Source organism: Modicisalibacter muralis (genome assembly GCF_900102945.1).
Lineage (GTDB): Bacteria > Pseudomonadota > Gammaproteobacteria > Pseudomonadales > Halomonadaceae > Modicisalibacter > Modicisalibacter muralis.
On record NZ_FNGI01000001.1, the window covers coordinates 142,352 to 163,283 of the forward strand.

Genomic DNA, 20,932 nt, shown 5'->3' on the forward strand with positions numbered 1-20,932 from the left:
GCTTGCTTCAGCCGAGCCGCTGATTGGGTTGTGTCGTGGTCGCGCCGATGACCTCGCGGTAGTGATCGAGCAACAGATCGACGACGCGGCTCCAGGTGTAGTAGCGTTCGACATGGCGCCGGGCATGGCGGCCCATCGCCTCGGCATCGTTCATGAACAGCTCGCGGACCGCCTGGGCCATGCCCTGCGGGGAATGCGGCTCGCAGAGCATGCCGCAACCCAACGGCACGTTTTCGAGCAAGGCTCCGGCGCGCACGGCGATCACCGGCAGGCCACTGGCCATGGCTTCCAGGGCAATCAGGCCGAAGGTTTCGCGGGTGCCGGCATGCACCAGGGCATCGGCGCTGGCCAGCCAGCGCGCCACCTCGTTGACGTCGCAGTAGCGATTGAAGACGCTGACGTTATCCGGCAGGCGAGCGGGCATTCGCGGCCCCATGATCAGCAAGTGGTAGCCAGGCCCCAGGCACTGCGCCATCTCCAGCAGTTCCGTTATGTTCTTTTCGCGTGAATTGCGCCCGGCGAAGATCAGCAGCCGCGTCCCGGGCGCCAGACCGAGCGTCTCGCGTAGTCGTGGGTCGCCACGGCGCGGATGAAAGGTATCGAGATCGACGCCCAGCGGTTGAAGGTACACGTTGGGCACGCCCCAGTGGCGTAGCCGGTCGACCATCGAGCGGCACGGCGTCAGCACCCGGTCGAAACGCCCGTAGAGATTGGCGACGTAGCCTTCCAGGCGGCGTGCCACGCCGGCGCCGAGGCGGTCGCCCATCAGTCTGGGGAGATCGGAGTGATAGAAGCCGATGACCGGCACGCCGAGGCGCTGGCCGGCATCCAGTGCGGACCAGGCGGTCACATAGGGATCGCCGGCCTCGATCAGGTCCGGAGCGATGCGGGTCAGCGCATCGGTCCAGGCCCGCCGACGCAACGGGAAACGATAGCCTTGGCCGAAAGGCAGATAGGGCGCGGGCAAGGTGTGCAACCCGCCCAATTGCATGGCCTCGTTGCCGGGAGTCAACAAGCTGGCTTCGATATCGGCGAGTTGCGCCAGGCGGCGATGCTTGGCTTGCAGATAGGTTCTTACTCCGCCGCTGGCTGGAGCGTGAAACATGGTGATATCGGCGACGTGCAAGAAGCCACCTCCTGAGATCGTTGCGTGTTGCGATTCAGGCTAACGGCACAATGCGACAGTTCGACGACAGCCAAAAAAACGGCGGGCACCGACTATCGGTGCCCGCCGTTTTCGCGAGTAGGCGAGGCGTTGGCTCAGGCGGTCGGTCTGGCTACCAGCGAACGGGTTTCCTCGCGCGCTTCGGTGAGCGTTACCCGAATGGCATCGCCGAGCTTGAAGCGTTCCTCGCCCTCGATCTGTACGCGGCCTTCCTTGTCATCGATCGCCACCTTGTCGCGCTCGCTATGCATCAGCGGCGCGGGCACGAAGGCGGTGGCGCCGTTGGCGCTCAGGCGCACACGCATGCCGCCGCGATTGATGGCGATGATCTCGGCATCGAAGGTCTGCTGCTGCTTGGCCGCCGGGGTCAGGTAGCGCACATACAGCCAGTCCTTGACGTCGCGCTCGGCCATGCGGTTGAGCTTGCGACGCTCGGTAAGCTGCTCGGTGAGCTTGGCGCTGGCTTCCGCGGGGGCCTGTTCGCCCTTGAGCACGCGCTTGATCAAGCGGTGATTGACCATGTCGCCGTACTTGCGAATCGGCGAGGTCCAGGTGGCGTAAGCGGGCAGCCCCAGGCCAAAGTGCGGGCCGGGCAGGGCGGACATGCTGGTAAAGCCCTGGAAACGGCGCAGTCGCGCATCCAGCCAGGCATCGTCGCGGCTTTCCAGCGCGCGCTTGAGCTCGCGATAACGCGGCAGTTCGAGCAGGGCCTCTCGCTCGATCTCGATTTGCTGGGTGGCCAGGAATTCCAGCGCGGCGTCGGCCTTCTCGGGCTCGAAGGCACGATGCACGTTGAAGATGCCGTGGCCGACCTTGGCTGCGAGTAGATCGGCGCAACAGGCGTTGGCGGCGATCATCGCCTCCTCGATCATGCGGTTGGCGATGCGCCGTTCCTCGGTGCGGATATCCAGCACGTTGCCGGCGTCATCGAGATCGAAGACGTAATCGGGACGATCCTTGAATACCAGCGCATGCTCGGCACGCCAGCCACTACGAGCCTCGGTCATGTCGGCCAGCGCCTTGAGCTGTTCGCCGGTCGCCGTGTCGGGCGCCCAATCGCCACGCTTCTCCAGCCAGTCGGAAACGCGGTCGTAGACCAAGCGGGCCTGCGAGCGAACCGTGGCGGCAAAGAAGCGGTAGTCGCCGAGGCTGCCATCGGCACCGATGTCCAGCGTACAAGCCAGCGCCGGGCGCTCCTCGCCTTCCTTCAGCGAGCATAGATCGTCAGCCAGAAGCTCGGGCAGCATGGTGACGTTCTGCCCCGGCAGGTAAACGGTGAAGGCGCGGGTCTGGGCCTCGAGGTCGGCGGCGTGACCCTCGGCGACATAAGCGGTGGGGTCGGCGATTGCCACGCTCAGCCGCCAGCCGCCCTCGGCGCGCGCCTCGATATGCAGCGCATCGTCCATGTCGCGGGTCTTTTCACCATCGATGGTGAAAAATGCCATATCGGTCAGATCCTCGCGCTCCAGCCCTTCGTCGGCCAGCGGCCAGTCGTCGCCGGCCTGTGGCGAGGCCTGTTCCAGCGCATGGCGCGCCAGGGTGACACGCCAAGGTACCGCCGGGTCGTCGGCCTTGGCGATCAACTCGTCGATCTGGCTGAAGAAGCTGTTGTCGTCGGGCTTGAGCGGGTGACGCACCAAGCGTGCCACCACCCAGTCGCCATCGGCGATGCTGTCTTCATCGAGACTGCGCTTGATACGCGCCTTGAGCACGTTGTTGATCGAGGGGTGATCGGGAATCAACGCCAGGCGGCCGTCGCGTTTCTGCACCCGGGCAACGAAACGACTCAGGCCGGCTTCGAGCAAGGTTTCCGGCTCGACGGATTTCTTGTCGCCTTCTTCCTTGAGAGCGGCCTCGACGCGATCGCCATGAATGACCTGCTTCATGGCGGGCGGCGGCACGAAATAGGACTCGCCGTCGGCGGTTTCGAGAAAGCCGAAACCGCGATCGGTGGCCTTGATCACCCCCTCGACACGCGGGGTCTGTTGACGAATCTGTTGCTTGAGCTGCGCCAGCAGCGAATTATTCTGCAGCATGAGGAGTCGGTACGGTTGGCGGGACGAACGGCCACTATACGGATTCGCGCCGCGGTCGCCAATCGTGATGCCATCGTCCGGCACAGGATCGACGATGCCGGATCAGGTCAGCGCCTCGGCAATGGACCGCTGCCCATCGAGCAGCACGAACTCGCGATCCTGAAGGCTGCGCGTTTGCGCCACATGCAACAGCGCATGCGCGACATTGGCGCGCGATACCCGGTTGTCGCCGGCTTCTTCCAGCGTGGTGGCCACGCGCTGGGTCGCCGGTTCATCGGTCAGCCGGCCTGGCTTGAGAATCACCTGCGCGACTTTCGAGGCGCGCAGGTGGGCATCGGCGGCATGCTTCGCGGCCATGTAAGGGCGTAGCTTCTCGGGCGCCTCCAGCGGTCGCTCGGCGCGCATCGCGCTGACCATCATAAAACGTGGCAACCCCAAGCGGCTGGCCAGATCGGCGGCGCGCACCGCGCCGTGCAAATCGATCATCAGCGTCTTGTCGGGCCCGGTATGCGGGCCGGAACCGGCGCTGAACACCACCTGATCGCAGCCCGAAAAGGCGTGGCGTAGTTCACCTTCCAGATCGGCGATCACCGTTTCGATACCGCGCTCGCGAAACCACGCTTGCTGGTCGCTATCGCGAATCATCGCCTTGATGGGCAAGCCCGCTGCCCGGGCCAGCTCGCAGAATTGACGACCGATCTTGCCATTGGCGCCGATTATCAGGGTTTTCATCGCAACCTCCGTTGTTCGTGCTCGTCGACAAAATGCTGTCGACCGAATACTCGTGCCCGACTGCCGCTGTCTATTCGAGGCATCCGTGTGGATGGGTCATGCGGGTGGCGGTCACCTGAATCAAGGTCGCTGGAACGGACACCATGATCACTATAAGACCAAAGTAAGACCAATTGGTATTTGATTGGTATTGTACTGGGTCTATAGTGGTTCTTAAGATTTATCAGGGAATCGCTCATGGACCCACGTTTTGCACAGTTGACCCTCGATGCCGCCCTGGCCACGCCGCTCTATCACCAGTTGGCGCGCCAATTGGGCGATGCCATCGAGGCGGGCGCCTGGCAGGCCGGCGAGGCGCTACCCTCCGAGCGCACTCTGGCTGAGTCGCTCGAGGTATCGCGAATCACCGCCCGCAAGGCGCTGGATCGGCTCGCTGAACAGGGCTTGATTCGTCGCACTCACGGTTCGGGCACCTTTATCTCGCCGCGTTTCAACCAGCCGCTGACGCGCCTGGTCAGCTTCACCGAAATGCTCACCCAGCGCGGTTTCACGCCGCGTTCGCGCTGGCTGTCGCGGCGTCTCGAAGCGCCAAGTATCGAAGAAGCATTGCGTTTGGGGTTGGGCGGCGATGCGCGTGTCGCGCGATTGAAGCGCCTGCGCCTGGCCGATGACGTGGTCATGGCGGTGGAGGAGAGCTGCCTGCCTGAAGCGGTGCTCGATGACCCTGAAGCGGTCGAGGCCTCGCTCTACAAGACATTGCTGGCCTTGGGCAAGCCGGTGGAGCGCGCGTTGCAACACATCACCGCCGTGAACGCCGATGCCGAGTTGGCGGATCTCGCCCGGGTGCCGCGAGGCGAGGCGCTGCTCAAGGTCACCCGGCTGGGGTACCTGGCCGACGGTACCCCGGCGGAATTGACCGTTACCTACTGCCGCACCGACTACTACGACTTCATGGTCGAGCTGCACCGGGCTCGATAAAGAGCCGAGCTGCATCGGGCTCGATAAACAACCGAGCTGCTAAATACATCCATTGCATAGGTAAGCCGATGCTCCACGGCAATATCCTGACCCCCGACGGCTGGCTGCTGGGCGAACTGCACTGGCAAGACGGCCGTATTCAGCGCATCGACGGCAAGCCGGTCGACCCGGCGAGCAACGACGCGCCGCGTATCCTGCCCGGTTTCATCGACCTGCACGTGCATGGCGGGGGTGGCGCCGATGTCATGCAGGGCGCAGCGGCGATCGACACCCTGGCGCGCACTCACGCGCGTTTCGGCACCACCAGCCTGCTGGCGACCACCATGACCGCGCCGGATGCCGAGATCCGCCGGGTGCTCGGTGAAATCGACGCATTCATCGCCTCTGGCGAGGCACGCGGCGCGCGCGTCTTGGGTGTGCATCTGGAAGGCCCCTATATCAATTCCGGCAAGCTCGGCGCCCAACCGGCGTATGCCCGGCCCGGGCCGATCGCCGAGGTCGACGAACTCTGCGCGCTGGCGCCGATTCGACTGGTCACCCTGGCCCCCGAGCTGTCCGGCCACTATGAACTGATCCGCCATCTGAGCGAGCGCGGCATCCGCGTCCAGCTCGGCCACACCCTGGGTAGCTATGAACAGGGCGTGTCGGCCATGCAGCACGGCGCCTGTGGCTTCACCCACCTGTTCAACGCCATGACCGGCCTGCATCACCGCCACCCCGGTATGGTCGGCGCGGCGCTGGCGCATGCCGAGTTCGCCGAACTGATTCCCGATCTGCTGCATGTGCATCCCGGTGCGATTCGCGCCGCGTTGCGCAGCATCCCAAGGCTCTATGCGGTGACCGATTCCACCGCCGCCGCCGGCATGCCGGATGGCGAGTATCGCCTCGGCGAACAGGCGGTGACCAAGTGTCTGGGTGGCGTGCGCCTGGCCGATGGAACGCTCGCCGGCAGCACCCTGACCATGGATCAGGCGCTGCGCAACCTGGTTTCGGTCGGCTTGTCGCTGGCCGATGCCAGCGCGCGACTGTCGCGCTATCCCGCCGATTTTCTTGGCCTCGTCGATCGCGGTCGGCTGGCCGAGGGCTGCCAGGCCGATCTGGTGGTCATGGATTCCCAGCTTGGCGTTCAATCCGTGTATGTCGAGGGGGGCGTCGTCGCAGAAGTTTCGATCACGAGCGGCCTCGTCGAAGGAGGTGCCTCATGAGTTCCTTGATGCTCGAAGAAGCGTGCAACGCCCCGGCGCGCATTGCCGGTCAGTTGGCGCGCAATGCCGCGCCGCTGGCGGAGGTCGGCGAACGCCTGCGCCTGGCCCAGCCGCGCGGCGTGGTGACCGTGGCGCGTGGCAGTTCCGATCATGCCGCCAGCTACTTCGCCTATCTCTGTATGCGCAGCCGGGGAATCCCGGTGGCCTCGCTGCCGCCGTCGCTGACCACGCTGGCCGGTGCGCCCTGGCAGCTACAAGACCAGTTGGCATTGGCGATTTCGCAATCCGGGCAGAGCCCCGACCTGATCGCCACCCAGCAGGCGATGGCCGCCGGCGGCGCGCGCACCTTGGCGTTGGTCAACACGCCGCAATCGGCGCTGGGCGAGGCCAGCGATATCGAGATTCCGCTGTTCGCCGGTGAAGAGCGCAGCGTGGCCGCGACCAAGAGTTACCTGGCGACGCTTTCGGCCTGCGCCCAACTGCTGGGCCACTGGAACGAGGATCGCGTGCTGCTCGATGCCCTTGATGGCCTGTCGGCGCGACTAGAGGCCGCCGTGGCCCAGGACTGGTCGCCGGCTATCGAGGCGTTGCGCGAGGCCGACCGGCTGATGGTGGTGGGGCGTGGCGCTGGCCTGGCGGTGGCCCAGGAAGCGGCGCTCAAGTTCAAGGAGACCTGCGCGATACAGGCCGAGCCGTTCAGCGGCGCCGAGGTGAAGCATGGGCCCATGGCGCTGATCGAACCCGGTTATCCGGTGCTGGTGTTCGCCCCGCCGGGGCCGGAGCAGGCCGGGTTGATCGAACTGGCCGAGTGGCTGCGCGGTGTCGGCGCGCGGGTGCTGCTGGCTGCCGACGAGGCTGTCGCCAAGCGCGAATTGACCCTGGCCGACGCCGGCCATGCCGCGTTGCAGCCGTTGTCGGTGATTCAGAGTTTCTATGTGATGAGCGCCGGCCTGGCCGCCGCGCGCGATAGCGATCCCGATCAACCGCGCCACCTGCAAAAGGTGACTTGCACGCTGTAAGGGAGCCGCTGAATAAATCGCCGATCTGCATGAAGGACAAGGCGCACGGAACACAGAGAGCGAGACATAACACAGGGTTAGGCGAGCTTTCGAGTACCGCGCAACGCAGTCATTCGGCCGAGCGGGCATTTATGCAGTGGTTCCTGCGTGGGCGAAGTGCCACAACAACAACGCTGGAGAGAATGATGTCTTCCACACAATTGATTCTGGGCGCGCCTGCCGATGGCGTCATCGTGCCCCTGAATGAAGTGCCCGATCCGGTGTTCGCCGAAGGCACGCTGGGCGATGGGCTGGCGCTCGACCCGCTGGATAACGCCCTGAGCGCGCCCTGTGATGGCGAGATCGTGCAGTGCGCGCGCACCGCGCATGCGGTGACCCTGAAGACCCCCGAGGGTATCGAGGTGCTGATCCATCTGGGATTGGATACCGTCGAGCTCGACGGCGTGGGGATCGAGCTGTGCGTGGCGGTCGGCCAGAAGGTCGCCGCCGGCGAAACGCTGATACGCTTCGATACCGATCGCCTGGCGCAAGGCGCGATGAGCCTGATTACACCGCTGATCGTCAGCGAGGCCGCTGGCTGGCGCATCGTCGAGCGCGCCATTGAGCGAAGCGGTGAGCGGCTCCGTCGGGGTGAGCCGATGCTGGTATTGATGGCGGAAGCCGATGTCGACGGGACCGCTGCGGAGTCGGCCGCCGGTCCCGCGCTCGAACGCGAGGTGACGTTGGCGCTGGCCGCCGGTTTGCACGCGAGGCCAGCGGCGCGACTGCGCGCCATTGCACGCGCGCATGACGTCGAGTTGGGCGTGGCCTACGACGCTCAGCGCGCCGATGCGCGCAGCCTGAGCGAGTTGATGAATCTAGGCCTGGTTAAAGGCGAGCGTATGACCTTGATCGCCCGGGGCGAGCGGTCGCAAGCGGCACTGGACGCCGCCGAGGTGCTGCTGACCACGCCCGAGGCCGACGAGCATGGCAACCGTGACGCTCGCCCCGCCGCCAGCGCCGAAGCCGGGCAATTGGCCGGATTGGTGGCCAGCCAGGGCCTGGCGATCGGCCCGCTGGTGCGTTATGCGCCGCCTTTGCCCCGCGTGCCTTTCGAGGGCCAGGGGCGTGAGCGGGAAACGCCGCGATTGCGTGACGCACTGGCGCGAGTCAATGAGCATATCCAGGCAGCCATGACACGCGCCGAGCGCGAAGGGCAGTCGGCGGAGGCGGATATCCTCGCCGCGCATCTGGCCTGGCTCGACGACCCGGCACTGTTCCAGGCCGCGCTAGCGCGCATTGACGCGGGGCGCAGTGCCGGCCAGGCTTGGCGCGAGGCGCTGGACGACGAGGCCCAGCGGCTCAAGGCGATCGGCAGCACGTTAATGACGGCGCGGATCATCGATCTGCACGATCTGCAGCATCAGGTGATGGCGCAATTCAGCGATGCGCCGGTCAGCGTCGAGGTGCCCGCCGGCGCCATCCTGATCGCTGATGATCTAACGCCTTCCGAATTGATCGCCGTGGCTGCCGCCAAGCCGGCCGGGCTATGTCTGGCCGCTGGCGGCACCACGTCGCATGTGGCGATTCTGGCTCGCGCGCGCGGCTTACCGTGCCTGGTGGCGATGGGCGAGGCGTTGAGCGATGTCGACGGTGACGAAGCCATTCTCGATGCCGAGCGTGGCCTGCTCGAGCCCCAGCCCGATGCACCACGGCTGTCGGCGATGCGCGCACGCATCGACGAGCGCCAGCGAGCCAGCGCCGCCGAGCGCGAGGCGTCCCGGGCGCCGGTGGCGACGCGCGACGGTAAACGGGTCGAAGTCTGCGCCAACGTCGCCAGTGCCCTGGAGGCCCAACTGGCCGCCGACGAAGGCGCCGACGGCGTCGGCCTGCTGCGTAGCGAGTTCCTGTTTCTCGAACGCGATAGCGCGCCCGATGAAGCCACCCAGCGTGGCGAGTATCAGGCCGCCGTGGATGCGCTGGGCGGCAAGCCGGTGATCGTGCGCACCCTGGATATCGGCGCCGACAAACAATTGCCGTATCTGCCGTTGCCGGTGGTGGCCAATCCGGCGCTGGGCGTGCGTGGCGTGCGCTTGTGGCAGAGCCACCCCGAACTGCTCGACACCCAGCTTCGCGCGCTGCTGGCGGTCACGCCGGCCGATGCCCTGCGCATCATGCTGCCGATGGTCGGCGATGCCGGCGAACTGCGTGCGGTGCGCCGGCGCCTCGAGGCGCTGGGTCACGAGATGGGTCTGACCCGGCTACCTCAGCTCGGCGCGATGATCGAGGTGCCTTCGGCGGCGCTGTGCGCCGCGAGCCTGGCCAGCGAGGCCGATTTCCTGTCGATCGGTACCAACGATCTGACCCAGTATGCCCTGGCCATGGACCGCGAGGACCCGAGTCTCGCCGCGCGCATGGATGTGCTGCACCCCGGTGTGCTGCGACTGATCCAGGCTACCGTCGAGGGCGCGGCCGGGCGTTGCCCGGTCGGGGTGTGTGGCGCCGCCGCCGGCGATCCGCTGGCACTGGCCGTGCTGGTGGCGCTGGGCGTCGACGAGCTATCGGTGGAGCCGGCGCGGGTACCGGCGGTCAAGGCGGCGATACGCCTCCTCGATCGTGCCGCGCTGGCCGATGAGCTACCCGCCTGGCTGGCGCTCGACGACGGCAACGCGCTGCGCGAGCGCCTCACGGCCTGGCTCGATGAGCGCCTGGCCGCCTGATCCCATAACAACAACGCTTGGAGGAACGACATCATGCGACTCGATATCATGGCTGGCCTGCAGAGGCTGGGCCGCTCGCTCATGCTGCCCATCGCCGTGCTGCCGGTGGCCGGGCTCTTGCTGCGCCTCGGCCAGCCCGACCTGCTCGACATCGCCTTCATTGCCGATGCCGGCAACGCCATCTTCGCCAATCTGGCGCTGATCTTCGCAATCGGCCTGGCGGTGGGCTTCGCCAACGACAGCAACGGCGCCGCCGGACTGGCCGGCGTGGTCGGCTATCTGGTGCTCGATGCAGTGCTGCACACTCTCAACGAAGACATCAACATGGGGGTGTTGTCGGGCATCATCATCGGCGCGGTGGCGGGACTACTGTACAACCGCTTCAAGGACATCAAGCTGCCGGATTATCTGGCGTTCTTCGGCGGGCGACGTTTCATCCCGATCGTCACCGGGCTCGTCGCGGTCATATTGGGGGGCGTTTTCGGGGTGATCTGGCCGTCGGTGCAGGTCGGCATCGACCTGCTCGGCCAGTGGCTGATCGATGCCGGCGAGCTAGGGCTGTTCGTTTACGGCGTGCTCAATCGGCTGTTGATCGTCACCGGCCTGCATCATGTGCTCAACAGCTTCGTGTGGTTCGTCTTCGGCAGCTTCGACGGCGCCACCGGCGATCTCAATCGTTTCTTCGCCGGCGATCCCAGCGCGGGCAGTTTCATGGCCGGTTTCTTCCCGGTGATGATGTTCGGCCTGCCGGCGGCGGCGCTGGCGATGTATCACGCCGCGCCGAAAGGGCGCCGCGCGCAGGTCGGCGGGCTGTTGCTGTCGCTGGCGTTGACGGCTTTCCTGACCGGGGTGACCGAGCCGATCGAGTTCACCTTCATGTTCCTGGCGCCGATGCTGTATCTGATTCATGCGCTGCTCACCGGAACCTCGATGGTGGTAATGAGCCTGCTCGACGTCAAGCTGGGCTTCACCTTCTCGGCCGGGGCGTTCGACTATGCGCTGTCCTACGGCCTGTCGACCAACGGCTGGATGCTGATTCCGGTAGGGCTGGTGTATTTCGCGATCTATTACGGCTTGTTTCGCTGGACGATCGCGCGCTACGACCTGCCGACGCCGGGGCGCGAACCCGAGACCGCCGAGCCGCAAGGCCAGCCTCGCGATCTCGGTGAGCGTGGCCCGGCGTTCGTCCGCGCCCTGGGTGGCGCCGCCAATCTGACCAGTGTCGGTGCCTGCACCACACGCCTGCGTCTGATACTCGAAGACAGTCAGGCCATCGATGAAACGGCGCTCAAGCAGCTCGGCTCGCGTGGCCTCATGCGCCTGCGCAATGGCGGCATTCAGGTCATTCTCGGCCCGATCGCCGACGGCGTGGCCGACGAGATTCGCGCCGCCATGGCCGCCGAAGGCGCCGCGCCGCGGACGCCGCCCCAGGCTGCTGCATCCGGCGTTGCGGCTCCCAGCGATACGCAGTGTTTGCCTGCCGAGCAGGTCGAACGCTGGCTCGCCGCGCTGGGTGGCGCGGAAAACGTGCGTGAGGCAACGGCAGTCGCGATGACGCGGGTGCGCTTGCGCCTAGGCGATGCCGCAGCGCTGGACGAGGCGGCACTGCTGGCGCTGGGCGCGAGGGGCGTCCAGCATATCGAGGCGGGGCTGGTGCATGTGCTGCTTGGCGAGCGGGCCGAAGGCGTGGCCAGCGGGCTCAGCCGGAGTTGAGGGCCACCGGGCCGCCGTCAACGGCGGCCCGGTGGCTTATGTCAGGTGAATTACGCTAGGCTTTGCACGAAAACTGTCTGTGCTCGACCATACGGCGTTAAAAATCGGCTCAAAATACTTATTTACCTCAGTAAACTCCGTTTTTTCGCTGATTTTTGCCTTGTCTGGCCTTCACTCGCCGACTTTTCGAACAAACCCTGGCCTGTGGATGCTTTTACGCCTTCAGGATATGTCATGACTGCCCATCTGATCGTCACCGACCTCGATAACACGCTGCTCAACGCCGAACACGCTCTCGATCCGCTGACCATCGAGACATTCCAGGCGCTGGCGACGCGCGGCCATCATCTGGCCCTGGCGTCGGGGCGTCACTTCCGCGATATCGCCGAGTTTCGCCGTCGGCTGGGTGTCGAAGCCTATATTCTCAGCACCAATGGCGCCCACCTGTACGCCCCCGACGATAGCCTGATTGCCGAGCAGTGGGTGCCCGCCGAACTGGTCCGCGAGCTGATACGCCTGCCGCGCGACGGCGAGATTCGCCTCAACCTTTATACCGGTGACGACTGGTTGATCGACGCACCGGCGCCGGGGCTATTGGCATTGCACCAGCACACCGGCTTTGGCTACCAGGTCGCGGATCTCGAGGCGCACGACGGCAGCGGGGTGGGCAAGGTCTTGTGCATTGGCGATGCCAAGGCATTGGCGGCGTTGGAAGCAAGCATCCGCGATAGCTTTGGCACCCGGCTGCATTTGACCTATTCGATGGCCAATTCGCTCGAAATCATGGCCGAAGGCGTCAACAAGGGGGCGGCGCTCGATCGATTGCTGGCGCGGCTCGACATTCCGGCGTCGCGTTGCCTGGCCTTCGGCGACAATCTCAACGATGCCGAGATGCTGGCCCTCGCCGGGCACGGCTTCATCATGGCCGGCGCGCATCCGGACCTGGCGTTGCGTGTGCCCCAGGCCGAGCGCATCGGTCATCATCATCAACATGGTGTCGCCGAGCGGCTGCGCGATTATTTCGCGCTGGATGTGGCGTCGGCCTGAATGGGAACTACGCCACTGGGCCGTCGTTGGTCTCCTCCAGGCGCCTGAGCCGTTGCCACAACTCGCTGCGCAAATCGGCGATGCGCGGTGCCTGGTCATTGGCATGGCCATTGTCGAAAGGCAGCGGGCGGGTCAGCCGCAATGCGCGCAGGCCCAGCCGCGCCGACAACAGTCCCACGCCGAGTCCCTGAGCGGCACGCGCCGAGAGCTTGCTGGCCAGATTCATCGAGAACAGTTCCATGCTCGCCTCGGAAGCCATTTCGCTGGCGCCGGCGAAGGCCATGTTGGCAAGCACGCGGCGAAACAGCCGCAGGCGACTGGCATAGCCGAGTTCCAGCCCATAGAGCGCGGCGATACGTTCGAGCATCGCCAGGTTGCGCCACGCCACCAGCATCATGTCGACCAACGTCAGCGAACTGATCGAAACCATGATCGCGGTATCGCCGGCCATCCGCGAGATCAAGCGGCGTGCTTCGCGGTCGCGTGGCGCAAGCAGATGATGGGCCAGCAGTTGACGTGTCTCGGCCCCATCGTGGTGCGGCTGGTGAGCCTGGAGGTAGGCCTGCCAATGCGGGTGGTCCCGGTCCAGGCCCATCTGCTCGCGTAGCCGCTCGGCCAGGTGTTGGGCATCCCGCCCGGTGGTGTTTTCGAGCGTTTGCAGCTTCTGGCGCAGCGCGGCGTGGCGGCGCAGTTTGCGCAGCCGCCACAATTCACGCGCCAGGGCGCCGCCGCCCAGGCCCAGCGCCAGCAGGCCGAGCAGACTCCAGGCACCACCGAGCAGGCTGCCGCCGAGTGCCGAAAAATACAGCGCCTGACCGGCTTCCAGCGCGCCGAGAGTGAGTGTGCCACCCAGCAGTGTCAGCAGCCCCCAGCGGCGCTTGCGCGGCCGGGCCAGGCCGCGGGTCAAGGCGGCATCGGCATCCTCGGGCGGTCGCTCGTCCTCCAAGGGTCGTGCATTCTGGGTGAGCGCATAGCTCTCGAAGGGGCGCGGGTCAAACTCCGGCGTTATTCGTGGGGCGTCGTGGGTGGTATCCAGGCTGAAACGCTGGCGTGGTCGCGGGTCGCTCATGTCAGTTTGTCTCCAATCAGCCAGTCGAGCGCGGCATCCATGCGAATATGCGGCAGGCCATCGCCGCGTGCTTCGCGGGAAAGCGGGCGAAAGGCATGAAACGCGAACCCCTGGCGAGTCCAGAAATCGCTGCGCGGCAGCCGCACGGGAACCTCGCCGGGGAACACCAGTGTCTCTTCACCATCCTGCGTGGTGCCGCGCAGCGCCGGGGCATGCTTGCCCTGATGCTCTACCTCATGAGCGCGGGTGGCACGAATCGAGGCCAATGAGAACGCCTTGACCGGGATGTCGGCGAAACGCAGGTCCTTGAGCGGCTCGCCGAGCAGCGCTTCGAGCAGTGAAACCAGATTGACGTGCTGCTCCGGTGTCACGTGGTCGGCCTTGGTGGCGGCAATTGCCAGGCGGTCGATGCGCGGCGAAAACAGCCGCGAGATCAGGCTACGCTTGCCGTAATCGAAACTCTGCATCAGCGTGGCCAGCGCTCGCGACAGATCCTCGAAACGCTCGGGCCCGGCATTCAATGCGCCGAGCACGTCGACCAGCACGATCTGGCGATCGAAGCGCCTGAAGTGCTCCTGGTAGAAAGGCCTGACGATATGCTGTTGATAGTAGGCGAAGCGCCGCGCCAGTGTGTGATAAACGCTGTCTTCGGGTAGCGTTTCGAGGCGCTGGCGGTCATCCACATCGAGACCCGGCAGCGGAAAGAATTGCAGCACTGGCGCGCCGTCGAGGTCGCCGGGGAGTAAGAATCGTCCCGGTTGCAGATCGGCGAAACCGGCCTCGCGAGCGGCACGCAATGCTTCGGCATAGTGCTGTGCGATGCGCGCCAGTTCCCCCTCGTCAGCCGCGGCGGCGGGATCGAGATCGGCCACGGCATCCAGCCAGCCGCTGGCCAGCGTGCGGCGCTCGGGACTTAAGCTCGTCTGCTGGCCAGTACTCCAGCTCAGGTAATCGTGATCGAGTAGCGGCAGATCGAGCAGCCATTCACCGGGGTAATCGAACAGATCCAGCGTCAGCGTTGCGCTATCGCGGCCCAGACCGCCGAGCAGCCCGCCGCGTTGCGGGCGATAACGAATATGCAGACGCAACTCGCTGATGCCGCGAGTCGGCTCGGGCCAGCGCGGTGGGCTGTCGTCGAGCGCCAGCATCGCTTCATCGAACGGGAAGCGCGGCACGCCGAGATCCTGCTGAGCGACGCGCTGGGCACCGAGCAGCCGACCCTCGCGGGCCGCCGGTAGCAAATCCAGACGCGCCTCGAGTCCGGCATGGCGCAACTGATAGACCAGTGAGGTGAGAAAGGCCGTTTTGCCGGCCCGTGACAGGCCGGTGACCGCCAGGCGTAACTGACGATCCCGGCCGCGTTCGATGAGATTGCTGAGTTCGCGTGCCAGGCTCTGGCGCATCGGGGTTCATATCCGAGTCGAAAGATTTAGCTCCTAATGTGGGGGCGGGTGACCTGCGAGGCAAGTCGTTGCCAGATCAGCGCGGCCAGCGGCAGCAATGCCAGCGGCATCAATACGGCGTTCAGTCCGGCCCAGCCGAGGCTGGCCTCCAAGGGCCCGGCGAGCAGCGCGGTGAGGCTCACGGTCGAGAACACCAGAAACTCATTGGCCGCTTGGGTGCGGGCCTTCTCGGCCGGGCGGTAGGTTTCGGTGAGCAGGCCGGTTGCGGGCAGGAAGGTAAAGTTCCAACCTAGGCCGAGCAGTATCAATGCCGCGTAGTAGCCGTAGAGGCCCACTTCGAACTGGGCCAGCAGGCCGCAGCCGGCCAGCAGCAAACAGCCCAGGGTGATCATCGCCGGCGCGCCGAAGCGCGCAGTCAGCCGGCCGGTGAAGAACGACGGCAGGAACATCGCCAGAACATGCCATTGGATGGTGGTGGCGACGTGATCGAAGTGGAAACCGGCACGCTGCATGGCCAGCGGCGTGGCGGTCATCGCCAGGTTCATCACGCCGTAGCCGATCAGGCCGGCCAGGGCGGCGGTGATAAACACCGGCTGGCGCATGACTTCCATCAATGGGCGTGCCGGGCCGTCGTCGTGAGAAATCTGCGCCGCTGGCAGCCGGGTGAAGATCAACACGATCAACGCCAAAACGTAGAGCAGCCCCAGCCCCAGGAAACTGCCCAGGAAGGGCGTCTCGGTAAGGTTATGACTGGTTCGCGCCAGCCAGGGGCCGAGAAAAGCCGCCAGCACGCCACCGCCCATGACCATGCCGATGGCACGATCGCGCAGCGCCACGGGGGCGGCTTCCACGGCAGCGAAGCGGTACAGCATGCCAAATCCGATCCCGATCCCGATCAGCCAGGTGCCGAGCATGAAAATGACGAACTGCTCGTCGACCAATGCCCAGGCCGCCACGCCGACGCCGAGCAGCCCGAGCAGGTTGCCGAGTACGAAACCGCGCTTGCGACCCAGTCGCGCCATGATCAACGAGGCGGGAATGGTCGCGCACATCAGTCCCAGCAGTTGGGTGGCCACCGGCGCGGTAGCCCAGGCCGGGCCGGGCGCGAGTTTCGCGCCGATCAGCGGCGAGACGGCAATCAGCAGGATATTGCCGCTGACCAGCAGTGCCTGACACAGCGAGAGAAGCGTAACGGTTATGGGCATGAACGGGGTTCCTGTGGGTGTGGTGACGACAAGGCTGCACTGGCGTTGGGCGGCGATGCTCTGAAGCGCTGGCGGTAGACGCTCGGTGAAACACCGTAATGGCGCTGGAACAATCGGCGCAATTGTTCGGCGCCACCGAGCCGCCAGTGCCTGGCGAGGCGCTCCAATGGCAATGGAGTTGGGCTTGCCAGCATCGTCTGGCGAGCCTGTTCGAGACGAAGGCGGGTCAGGTAGGCGCCGGGCGTGGTATCCAGGTAGCGGTGGAACAACCGTGAAAGATGGCGTGGCGACACCGCCATGCGTGCCGCCATCGCCTCCAGGCAGTGATCGGCGCCGGGATTGGCATGCAGTTCGTCGAGCAAGCGACGCAGTGGGCCAACATCGCGCTGCTGGCTGCGCAGCGCTTCACTGAATTGCGACTGACCGCCGGGACGATGCAGGAATACCACCAATTCGCGGGCGACTCGCCCAGCCAGCTCGGCGCCATGGTCGGCTTCGAGCAATGACAATGCCAGATCGATGCCGGCGGTAACTCCGGCGCTGGTGTAGCGCCCTTGACTCTCAAGATAGAGTGCATCGGAGTCGACGCTGATCGCCGGGTACGCTTCGGCCAGTCGGTGGCAGTGACGCCAATGCGTGGTGGCGCGGTGGCCATCGAGCAGGCCGGCGGCGGCCAGCAAGAAGGCCCCGGTGCATACCGAACCGATGCGCCTGACGTGGGGGGCCAATTCGCGCAGTTTGTCGATCAGGGCGGCATTGCCGCATTGCTCGGTAACGCCGCTGCCGCCTGCGACCAGCAGGGTATCGAGCGTCTCCTCCACGCCGAGCGAGTGCCAGCTACGGTCGGCGTGAAACGCCATGCCCGAATTGGTAGCAAGCGGACCCGGTGACTCGCCGAGCAGCGTCAAGCGATAAAGCGGTTTGCCAGCCAGTTCGTTGGCGCTGGCGAACACCTGCCAGGGACCGCTGACATCGAGCAGTTGGCAGCGAGGGTAGGCGAGCAGGGCGATAGAACGGGACATGACAGGTTCCGTGATCGGGAGTGCCATTAGTGTCGTGCGATTTCTGGATGTCGGCAACGACCATTATCCCACCAAAACGGACATGCCATACGAATGCCCGAAACGACGTTGCCCCGCCGGAGCGGGGCAACGTTCGTCAGCCATTTTGTCAATTCAGCATCAGCCGGCGAAGGCCACGTAGATGGCGACGACCAGAATCAGCAGCACGATGCCCGCCGGTATCGCGCCCTTCCAAGGGGTCAGGTCGACCTGGCCGGTGTCTTCGTGAATCCAGGCGGTGGGGCGTGGGCTGAGCTTGCCGAAGAGCAGCATCATCGCGATCAGCAGCACGAATACGCCGGCCACGAAGTGGTAGTTGTTGACGACATTGAGCAGGCCGGTGAATGGCGGAACGAAGTAGACGACAGCGATGATCAGACAGCCGCCGACCAAGGCGATCTTGGCTGCGACTGCCGGTACCCGCTTGGTCAGCAGGCCGACCAGCACCACGGCAAGAATCGGGATGAAATACATCGCGTTCATCTTCTGCAGGTAACCGAACAGGCTCTCCTGACCGGCCAGCAGTGGGGCAATGGTCATTGCGGCGACAGCCATGATCCAACCGAATATCTTGCTTGAATTGACCACCTGCTGGTCGCTGGCCTGCTTGTTGATCAATCCCTTGTAGATGCCAAGGCTGAACATCGTCGTGGTGCTGTTGAGCGCCGAGTTGAACGAGGACAGGATGGCGCCGACCATGACCGCGGCAAAGAAACCGGTGAGATAAGGCGGCAGCACGTTGAACACCAGGTGGCCGTAGGCCTGGTCGGCGCGAATGCCTTCATTGGCGTAGAGGTGGTAGGCGATAATGCCTGGCAGCACCAGGTACAGCGGCCCGAGTAGCTTGAACAGGCCGGTCAACAGCACGCCTTTCTGGCCCTCGGCGAGAGTCTTGGCGGCGAACGTGCGCTGAATGATTTGCTGGTTGGTGGTCCAGTAGAACAGATTGATCAGGAAAACGCCGGTAAACAGGGTCGCGAAAGGCACTTGCGCTTCGGGGCCGCCGATCGAATTGAGCTTGTCGGGATTGCTCTGCTTGAGCGTCTCCCAGCCGGCAAGAACCCCTCCGCCGTCACTGACTGCCTGCAAGCCGAAGTAGACGATCACGAAGCCACCGATCAAAAGGCCTACGCCGTTCAAGGTGTCGGAGACGGCGACGGTGCGCAGGCCGCCGAACAGCGCATACACGGCGCCGATAATACCCACGATCCATACCGTGGCCCACAACAGGAACGTGTCCGACTGAACGCCGGTCAGCCCTTGCAGATCAAGCATGCCGCTCAGGCCCACGGCACCGGAATAAAGAATGATCGGTAGCAGAATGACCGCGTAAGCGACCAGGAAAATAAAGTTACAGATCAGCTGCGTGGTGTCGTCGAAACGGATTCTCAACAACTCGGGAATCGTGGTGATACCGCTACGCAAAAAGCGCGGCAGGAAGAACAGCGCCAGTGCCACCAGGGCGACCACCGCGACTACCTCCCAGGCCATCACGCTCAGCCCTTCGGAGAAGGCAGCGCCATTCAGGCCGACCATCTGCTCGGTGGAGAGGTTGGTCATCAGCAAGGAACCGGCGATTACCGGGAAGGTCAGGCTGCGACCGGCGAGGAAGAAGCCTTTACTGGTGCTGTGATCGTCACGGTGGGTGATCCACCAGGTGATCAATGCGACCAGCCCGGTGAAAAACAAAAACGAGACAATGGTGAGGGCATGCATGTTGTCGATGTCCTTTTATGGCATGGGCATACACGGGCGCCAACCGGTTAGCGCCCGTGCTTGCAGGCTCCGCTGCGACTCACGGCTGTCGAGAGTATAGAAGCCTGAATCGATTCTTCCATTAGCCATTTGTCGGACATAGGTTTTGCAATGTCGGTTTGATGGACGGACTTGCCGAACCGCCGATGAATTAGCTGCGCCGAGGAGCCAGTGTCCGACTGAACAGCGCGTCGCCGGCAACGTCCTTGAGCGTCACGGTCAGTTCGCGCGATTCGCCATCGAGATCGACCTGGCCGAAGAACTGATAGCCCCGTGACGGCGGCAGGTTGGATTGTCCGGTGGGTGGCGCTTTCTGGAATGCCACCTCGGGGCCGAAGGTGTCATCGAGTTCGCCGGGGCCGAAGGTGCCGGCATGGATCGGTCCACTGACGAACTCCCAGAACGCCGTGAAATCCTGAAAGGTGGCACGCTCGGGCGCGTAGTGATGCGCCGCGGTGTAGTGCACGTCGGCGGTCAGCCATACGACGTTGCTTACTCCGGCATCGTGTAGCCCGCCGAGCAGCCTGGCGAATTCCTGTTCGCGCCCGAGCGGCTTGCCGGGGTCGGCGTTGGCGACCGCTTCGAAGCGCTCGTCATCCTTGACTACCAGGCCGATCGGCATGTCGGCGGCGACGACCTTCCAGGTCGCCGTCGAGTCACGCAGACCGGCAAGCAGCCAACTGATCTGATCTTCACCGAGAATGGGCGCGCCCTGTGCCTGGCGGTTCGCCGAGTTGGCGCCACGGTGCGAGCGCATGTCGAGGCGGAAGATTTCAAGGTCAGGACCGTAGGGGAAACGCCGATACAGGCGTTCGGGTGAATCCGGCCATTGGCGCACCGGCATGTACTCCATGAAGGCGCGACGGGCGCGGGCGTTGAGTAGCGAGGCGTTGGTTTCGGTGTAGCGCGGGTCGTCGACGATTTCACCCGGGTACCAGTTGTTGAGTGTCTCGTGGTCGTCCCACTGCGCCAGCATCGGTACTTCGGCATTGAAGCGCCGCAGGTTGTCATCGAGCAGGTTGTAGGCGAACTGGCCGCGATATTCGTCCAATGTTTCGGCCACCTTGGTCTTGGCAGGGGTGACGAGATTGCGCCAGATCTCGCCGTTGTCGAGCTCGACGCGCTCCTCGAGCGGGCCATCGGCGTAGATGGTGTCGCCGGAGTGAATAAAGAAGTCCGGTTGCACCTGGCGCATGGTCTCGTAAAGACGCATGCCACCAAGATCGGGATTGATGCCCCAGCCCTGGCCCACGGTATCGCCGGACCACACGAAGCGCACATCGCGCGACTGCCGGGGTGCCAGGCGCAGATGGCCGGTCGTCGGCTCGCTGAGTGCGTCACGCTCGCCCAGCGCGGCGAAACGCAGGCGGTAATGCAAGGTATCGACGCCATCGAGGCCGGTGATATCGAGTTTGGTGGTGAAATCGCTTGCCGGCAGGGCGGTTGGGCCCTCGAGCTTGCGGGCGTTGCGAAACTCGGCATTGTCGGCCAGCTCCAGCAGCAAGTGCGCGGGCCGGTCGCAGCGGCTCCACAGCATGGCACGGCCGGGCAGCATGTCGCCGCTCATCACGCCGTAGGGCATGGCCGGGCGACGCGACTCGGCCATCACGATGGCTGGCGCGCCGACCAGGCCGGCAGCACCGAGCAGGGAGCCGGCACGGATACTTTGCGACAGGAAACGACGGCGGGACAGGCTCATGCCATTCTCCTCTTGCATGTCATGTTCGTGGCTCATGCCCATGGGCGGCAACTGAGCCGGATCATTGGCGAATCAGCATGCGCGACGGACATGACAACTCGCTGACGATTGGATGAGGCTTCGATGACCCGGCGATGACAGTGTCA

General features: G+C 64.8%; 15 protein-coding genes. 6 read left to right on the plus strand and 9 right to left on the minus strand.

Annotated features, from left to right (window positions below; genetic code table 11):
- Nucleotides 1-7: 7 nt before the first annotated feature.
- From BLR92_RS00740 to BLR92_RS00750, 3 genes are all read right to left on the minus strand, one after another.
- Complete coding sequence (locus BLR92_RS00740; protein ID WP_089724552.1) at nucleotides 8-1,126, minus strand: N-acetylglucosaminyl phosphatidylglycerol synthase; 1,119 nt, start codon at nucleotides 1,124-1,126, stop codon at nucleotides 8-10.
- 134 nt (nucleotides 1,127-1,260) lie between these two features.
- Nucleotides 1,261-3,201 (minus strand): exoribonuclease II, encoded by a 1,941-nt coding sequence (locus BLR92_RS00745; protein ID WP_089724554.1) that lies wholly within the window; start codon nucleotides 3,199-3,201, stop codon nucleotides 1,261-1,263.
- 102 nt (nucleotides 3,202-3,303) lie between these two features.
- Nucleotides 3,304-3,933 carry an NAD(P)H-binding protein gene (locus BLR92_RS00750; RefSeq protein ID WP_089724556.1) on the minus strand — a complete coding sequence of 210 codons (630 nt, stop codon included), beginning with the start codon at nucleotides 3,931-3,933 and terminating at the stop codon, nucleotides 3,304-3,306.
- A gap of 237 nt (nucleotides 3,934-4,170) precedes the next feature.
- Here BLR92_RS00750 and BLR92_RS00755 point away from each other — a divergent pair, with 237 nt between their 5' ends.
- The 6 genes from BLR92_RS00755 (at nucleotide 4,171) to BLR92_RS00780 (ending at nucleotide 12,594) form a co-directional block, all read left to right on the plus strand.
- Complete coding sequence (locus BLR92_RS00755) at nucleotides 4,171-4,911, plus strand: GntR family transcriptional regulator (RefSeq protein WP_089724557.1); 741 nt, start codon at nucleotides 4,171-4,173, stop codon at nucleotides 4,909-4,911.
- Nucleotides 4,912-4,979: 68 nt separating this feature from the next.
- A complete protein-coding gene (gene nagA, locus BLR92_RS00760) occupies nucleotides 4,980-6,116 on the plus strand; it encodes an N-acetylglucosamine-6-phosphate deacetylase (RefSeq protein ID WP_089724559.1) in 1,137 nt (378 codons plus the stop codon).
- Nucleotides 6,113-7,135 (plus strand): SIS domain-containing protein, encoded by a 1,023-nt coding sequence (locus BLR92_RS00765; protein ID WP_089724561.1) that lies wholly within the window; start codon nucleotides 6,113-6,115, stop codon nucleotides 7,133-7,135. Before nagA ends, BLR92_RS00765 begins: the two co-directional genes overlap by 4 nt.
- A 185-nt stretch (nucleotides 7,136-7,320) precedes the next feature.
- Complete coding sequence (gene ptsP / locus BLR92_RS00770; protein WP_245703867.1) at nucleotides 7,321-9,834, plus strand: phosphoenolpyruvate--protein phosphotransferase; 2,514 nt, start codon at nucleotides 7,321-7,323, stop codon at nucleotides 9,832-9,834.
- Between the two features lie 33 nt (nucleotides 9,835-9,867).
- A complete protein-coding gene (gene nagE / locus BLR92_RS00775; RefSeq protein ID WP_089724566.1) occupies nucleotides 9,868-11,547 on the plus strand; it encodes an N-acetylglucosamine-specific PTS transporter subunit IIBC in 1,680 nt (559 codons plus the stop codon).
- 234 nt (nucleotides 11,548-11,781) lie between these two features.
- Complete coding sequence (locus tag BLR92_RS00780; protein WP_089724568.1) at nucleotides 11,782-12,594, plus strand: HAD family hydrolase; 813 nt, start codon at nucleotides 11,782-11,784, stop codon at nucleotides 12,592-12,594.
- A 7-nt stretch (nucleotides 12,595-12,601) separates the two neighbouring features.
- Here BLR92_RS00780 and BLR92_RS00785 read toward each other — a convergent pair whose 3' ends face one another.
- From BLR92_RS00785 to BLR92_RS00810, 6 genes are all read right to left on the minus strand, one after another.
- Nucleotides 12,602-13,663: a TIGR01620 family protein gene (locus BLR92_RS00785; protein ID WP_089724571.1), complete on the minus strand. Its 1,062-nt coding sequence runs from the start codon at nucleotides 13,661-13,663 to the stop codon at nucleotides 12,602-12,604.
- Nucleotides 13,660-15,066: a YcjX family GTP-binding protein gene (locus BLR92_RS00790; protein ID WP_089724573.1), complete on the minus strand. Its 1,407-nt coding sequence runs from the start codon at nucleotides 15,064-15,066 to the stop codon at nucleotides 13,660-13,662. Before BLR92_RS00790 ends, BLR92_RS00785 begins: the two co-directional genes overlap by 4 nt.
- A 26-nt stretch (nucleotides 15,067-15,092) precedes the next feature.
- Nucleotides 15,093-16,271 carry an MFS transporter gene (locus tag BLR92_RS00795; protein WP_089724575.1) on the minus strand — a complete coding sequence of 393 codons (1,179 nt, stop codon included), beginning with the start codon at nucleotides 16,269-16,271 and terminating at the stop codon, nucleotides 15,093-15,095.
- A complete protein-coding gene (locus BLR92_RS00800) occupies nucleotides 16,262-17,293 on the minus strand; it encodes a GlxA family transcriptional regulator (protein WP_089724577.1) in 1,032 nt (343 codons plus the stop codon). Before BLR92_RS00800 ends, BLR92_RS00795 begins: the two co-directional genes overlap by 10 nt.
- A gap of 159 nt (nucleotides 17,294-17,452) precedes the next feature.
- Nucleotides 17,453-19,048, minus strand: a complete 1,596-nt coding sequence (locus BLR92_RS00805; RefSeq protein ID WP_089724579.1) for a solute:sodium symporter family transporter — start codon at nucleotides 19,046-19,048, stop codon at nucleotides 17,453-17,455.
- Nucleotides 19,049-19,238: 190 nt separating this feature from the next.
- A complete protein-coding gene (locus BLR92_RS00810) occupies nucleotides 19,239-20,786 on the minus strand; it encodes an alkaline phosphatase D family protein (RefSeq protein ID WP_089725912.1) in 1,548 nt (515 codons plus the stop codon).
- Nucleotides 20,787-20,932: the final 146 nt, after the last annotated feature.

Bases quoted from the DNA above. Each gene is read 5' to 3' on its own strand.
- BLR92_RS00745 (WP_089724554.1), bottom strand. From the start codon at position 3,201: ATGCTGCAGAATAATTCGCTGCTGGCGCAGCTCAAGCAACAGATTCGT.
- BLR92_RS00750 (WP_089724556.1), bottom strand. From the start codon at position 3,933: ATGAAAACCCTGATAATCGGCGCCAATGGCAAGATCGGTCGTCAATTC.
- BLR92_RS00755 (WP_089724557.1), top strand. From the start codon at position 4,171: ATGGACCCACGTTTTGCACAGTTGACCCTCGATGCCGCCCTGGCCACG.
- nagA (WP_089724559.1), top strand. From the start codon at position 4,980: ATGCTCCACGGCAATATCCTGACCCCCGACGGCTGGCTGCTGGGCGAA.
- BLR92_RS00765 (WP_089724561.1), top strand. From the start codon at position 6,113: ATGAGTTCCTTGATGCTCGAAGAAGCGTGCAACGCCCCGGCGCGCATT.
- ptsP (WP_245703867.1), top strand. From the start codon at position 7,321: ATGTCTTCCACACAATTGATTCTGGGCGCGCCTGCCGATGGCGTCATC.
- nagE (WP_089724566.1), top strand. From the start codon at position 9,868: ATGCGACTCGATATCATGGCTGGCCTGCAGAGGCTGGGCCGCTCGCTC.
- BLR92_RS00780 (WP_089724568.1), top strand. From the start codon at position 11,782: ATGACTGCCCATCTGATCGTCACCGACCTCGATAACACGCTGCTCAAC.
- BLR92_RS00785 (WP_089724571.1), bottom strand. From the start codon at position 13,663: ATGAGCGACCCGCGACCACGCCAGCGTTTCAGCCTGGATACCACCCAC.
- BLR92_RS00790 (WP_089724573.1), bottom strand. From the start codon at position 15,066: ATGCGCCAGAGCCTGGCACGCGAACTCAGCAATCTCATCGAACGCGGC.
- BLR92_RS00795 (WP_089724575.1), bottom strand. From the start codon at position 16,271: ATGCCCATAACCGTTACGCTTCTCTCGCTGTGTCAGGCACTGCTGGTC.
- BLR92_RS00800 (WP_089724577.1), bottom strand. From the start codon at position 17,293: ATGTCCCGTTCTATCGCCCTGCTCGCCTACCCTCGCTGCCAACTGCTC.
- BLR92_RS00805 (WP_089724579.1), bottom strand. From the start codon at position 19,048: ATGCATGCCCTCACCATTGTCTCGTTTTTGTTTTTCACCGGGCTGGTC.
- BLR92_RS00810 (WP_089725912.1), bottom strand. From the start codon at position 20,786: ATGAGCCTGTCCCGCCGTCGTTTCCTGTCGCAAAGTATCCGTGCCGGC.